Below are 3,579 nucleotides of genomic sequence, written 5' to 3'. Positions count from 1 at the left end.
ATTTTGAGTTCATTTGCTGTCTTGCCGGCATCACTGTAAGAGACATTCTTCTCTTCTGCCAACTGCCTTAGTTGGTGGCATGTTATCTTATTATCATTAGCTAACTCCTTTAGTGCCTTTTTAAATTTTTCAGTCATAATGAACCTTCCTTTCGTCCACCTTCCCCTCCATCGTTCGACTGAGCTCACGACGAAGTCCCCTATACTTTCACTCCCAGACGACTCATTACGGACAAAAGCATCATATCTACTTCACCAGTTTTTGTTTGAAGGTTAATCGTAAATATCTCTGCACTATCATTTAGCCTTTTAATCTTCTCTTTTATTTCCATGGCTCTCTCAGTGGTGTTAGAATTTAAAACCACTATATCTGCCTTCTTCAGTGCCTTGAGCCCACTCTTCTTAATATCATTAACCATTTCATCTATAACGAATATTATCAGGGATGGACTGCAAAATTCTATAGGGCTATTTCCTTCTATAATCACACCCCTATAGTCCCGAATAATTCCCAATGCCTTTGGTATCGTTTCCTTCATATCCCTGTAAGAGGATTTTACCCAGACTACCGTCTCTGCTCCACTCTCTTTTAGAACTGCAGAGTCTTTTCCACTTTTTCTTATCAATTCTTTATCTGTGATGATGGAACTAAACAGCTTTGTACGGGTAACCTTTATCGCAGAGAAACCTTCAAGTCTCTTAAGGAGTATCGATGCAAGGGTTGTCTTTCCTACACCGCTATGTGCTCCACATACAGAGACTAATATCATAACTCACCTATCCTAAGAAGAATTATAAAAAATCCATAGGTTATATACAACCCTTTTTTGCTTGACACATATCTACCTTAAGAAATACACTAAAGAGTCATGAGGACTCCGATTATTGCTGGAAACTGGAAGATGAACAACACCATAGATGAAGCAAGAGGACTGGTTAGTGGTCTGATTCCTCTCATTGGAGAGAATCACGCAGATGTTGTTCTGGCTCCTCCATTTACAGCCCTTTATGTGGTTTCAGAGATGCTCTCAGGGAGCAATATAAAACTTGCTGCACAGGACATATTCTGGGAAGACAGAGGAGCTTACACTGGAGAGGTATCACCTATTATGTTGAAAGATATTGGGTGCAGTTATGTTATAATAGGACATTCAGAAAGAAGACAGTATTTCGCTGAAGATGATGAATCTGTAAACAGAAAGATAAAGGCTGCCCTAAGGCATAGACTGATACCAATTGTCTGTATTGGTGAAACATTGAAGGAACGGGAGGGAGGCAAAACGCTAAATGTAATTGAACGAGAACTCACAGCAGGTCTTAATGGCATTAGTGGAGATGATATTGTAATCGCCTATGAACCTATATGGGCGATAGGAACTGGTAAGACAGCAACCCCGGAACAGGCGAATGAGGTGCATATATTCATAAGAAAATGGTTTAGGGATAATTATGGTGAAGACTATTCCCGTAAAATAAGAATACAGTACGGTGGGAGCGTTACCCCTGAGAATATAGATAGCCTTATGGCACAACCAGAGATTGACGGTGTTCTTGTAGGGGGAGCAAGTCTCAAGGTTGAATCCTTTGTCAGGATTGTTAATTTTAAGGTTATGTAGGAGTTTGTATGTATACGTTTCTAATTGTCCTTCATATAATCGTTTCTTTTGCTCTGATATTTATAGTATTGCTACAGAGGGGCAAAGGAGCTGATGTAGGTGCTGCTTTCGGTGGCGGTTCAAGCCATACAATATTCGGGAGTCGTGGTGCAACGAGTCTGCTTAGCAAAATCACTACCGTTGCTGCAATTATATTCATGCTTACATCTCTTTCCCTCGCTGTAATGTCCTCCAAAAGGGGCTCGATAGTATCAAAAGAAAAGACTGAGGCACCAATTTCACAGCCAGTTGAACAGAAAGGTCCTGTCACGCCAAAGGCAGACACAGCCCCAGAAACACAGAGCGGAGCAGTCCCTCAAGGACCACAGAAAAGCCCGCAGGAAAGCACACCTTTGAAAAAGTAAACCACCCCGCCCAAAGGGTGGGGCTTTCTGGTGGGGTAGTAAATGTTAAGGCTCGTATGGTTTATTATTATTCTTACCGCCATCTCTGGTTGTTCCAAAAAAGAGGTGGTTATAAAAGAACCAAATACGATTACTGTTGCCTCACTCGCAGACGCCAAGAGACTTACCCCATTGCTTGCATCCGATAGCGCCTCAGGTCAGATAAGTGGCTGGGTATTCAACGGTCTTACAAAATACGATAAAGACATAAAGATTACTGGAGATCTGGCAGAGTCCTGGGATATATCACCTGATGGCTTGAAGATAAAATTTTACCTCAGGAAGGGCGTAAAATGGCATGATGGAGTTGAATTCACATCCGATGATGTCATTTTCACATATAAAACAACAATCAATCCAAAGGTTGCTACCCCCTACAGCAGTAACTATGGACCTGTAAAGAAGGTTGAGGCAATTGACAGGTATACAGTGCTGGTTACCTATAGTGAGCCATACGCACCCGCACTGGAGAGCTGGGGAATGGGGATAATTCCAAAACACCTCCTTGAAGGAAAGGATATAAATAAAGATGAATTCAATCAGCATCCTGTAGGAATAGGTCCTTACAAATTTAAGGAATGGGTTACAGGACAGAGGATTGTTCTTGAGGCTAATGACAATTATTTTGAGGGAAGGCCAAACATCGATAGATTCATATTCCGTATCATACCGGATAGTGCAACGATGTTTCTCGAACTGAAGACGGCTGGCGTTGACTATATGGGACTCTCACCGATTCAGTATAAAAAACAGATCAACACCGAGTATTTTCAAAAACACTTTCAGAAGTTTCGCTATCCTGCCTTTGGCTTTACATACTTAGGATATAATCTACTTGATTCGAAGTTTTCAGATAAAAGGGTCAGACAGGCAATCAGCTACGCTATAGATAAGAAGGCGATAATCAATGGTGTTCTCCTCGGACTCGGCACTCCTGCTACAGGTCCATTCCCACCAGAGTCATGGGCATTCAATCCTGATGTGGAAGACTATAAATATAATCCTGAAAAGGCTATATTACTTCTAAGAGAGGCAGGCTGGAAGCTCGATAAAGATGGTGTGCTAAAGAAAAATGGAACACCCTTTGCCTTTACGATTCTCACCAATCAAGGCAATGAAGAGCGTAAAAAGACAGCCCTGATAATTCAGCAGAATCTGAAAAAAGTCGGCATAGATGTAAAAATAAAGATACTTGAATGGCAGGCACTCCTTCATGAGTTCATAGACAAAAAGCGTTTCGAGGCGGTAATCATGGGATGGGCACTTTCAAGAGACCCTGATATATATGATATATGGCATTCAAGTAAGACAAAAGAGGGTGAGTTTAATTTTATATCCTATAATAATCCCGAGGTTGACAGACTACTAATTGAAGGGAGGAGGACATTTAATATTGAAGAGAGGAAGAAGATATACCACAGGATACACGCAATATTAGCTGAAGATCAGCCCTATACATTTTTATATGTCCCGGATGCACTTCCGATACTCCACAAAAGGTTCAAGGGCGTAGAGAAGGCA

4 protein-coding genes are annotated in these 3,579 nt (G+C 41.4%); 3 read left to right on the top strand and 1 reads right to left on the bottom strand.

Annotated elements, in window-relative coordinates; translation table 11 throughout:
* Positions 1-199 precede the first annotated feature (199 nt).
* A complete protein-coding gene (locus AB1488_01285) occupies positions 200-769 on the bottom strand; it encodes a hypothetical protein (protein ID MEW6408731.1) in 570 nt (189 codons plus the stop codon).
* Between the two features lie 99 nt (positions 770-868).
* Between AB1488_01285 and tpiA the strand changes: the two genes are divergently transcribed.
* From tpiA to AB1488_01270, 3 genes are all read left to right on the top strand, one after another.
* Complete coding sequence (tpiA, locus tag AB1488_01280) at positions 869-1,615, top strand: triose-phosphate isomerase (GenBank protein ID MEW6408730.1); 747 nt, start codon at positions 869-871, stop codon at positions 1,613-1,615.
* An 8-nt stretch (positions 1,616-1,623) separates the two neighbouring features.
* A complete protein-coding gene (secG, locus tag AB1488_01275; protein ID MEW6408729.1) occupies positions 1,624-2,019 on the top strand; it encodes a preprotein translocase subunit SecG in 396 nt (131 codons plus the stop codon).
* 42 nt (positions 2,020-2,061) lie between these two features.
* Positions 2,062-3,579: peptide-binding protein (locus AB1488_01270; protein ID MEW6408728.1), on the top strand; the 1,518-nt coding region annotated here is incomplete at its 3' end.

It is taken from the genome of Nitrospirota bacterium (assembly GCA_040756155.1).
GTDB lineage: Bacteria > Nitrospirota > Thermodesulfovibrionia > JACRGW01 > JBFLZU01 > JBFLZU01.
This window is presented reverse-complemented; position numbering and strand designations above follow the sequence as displayed.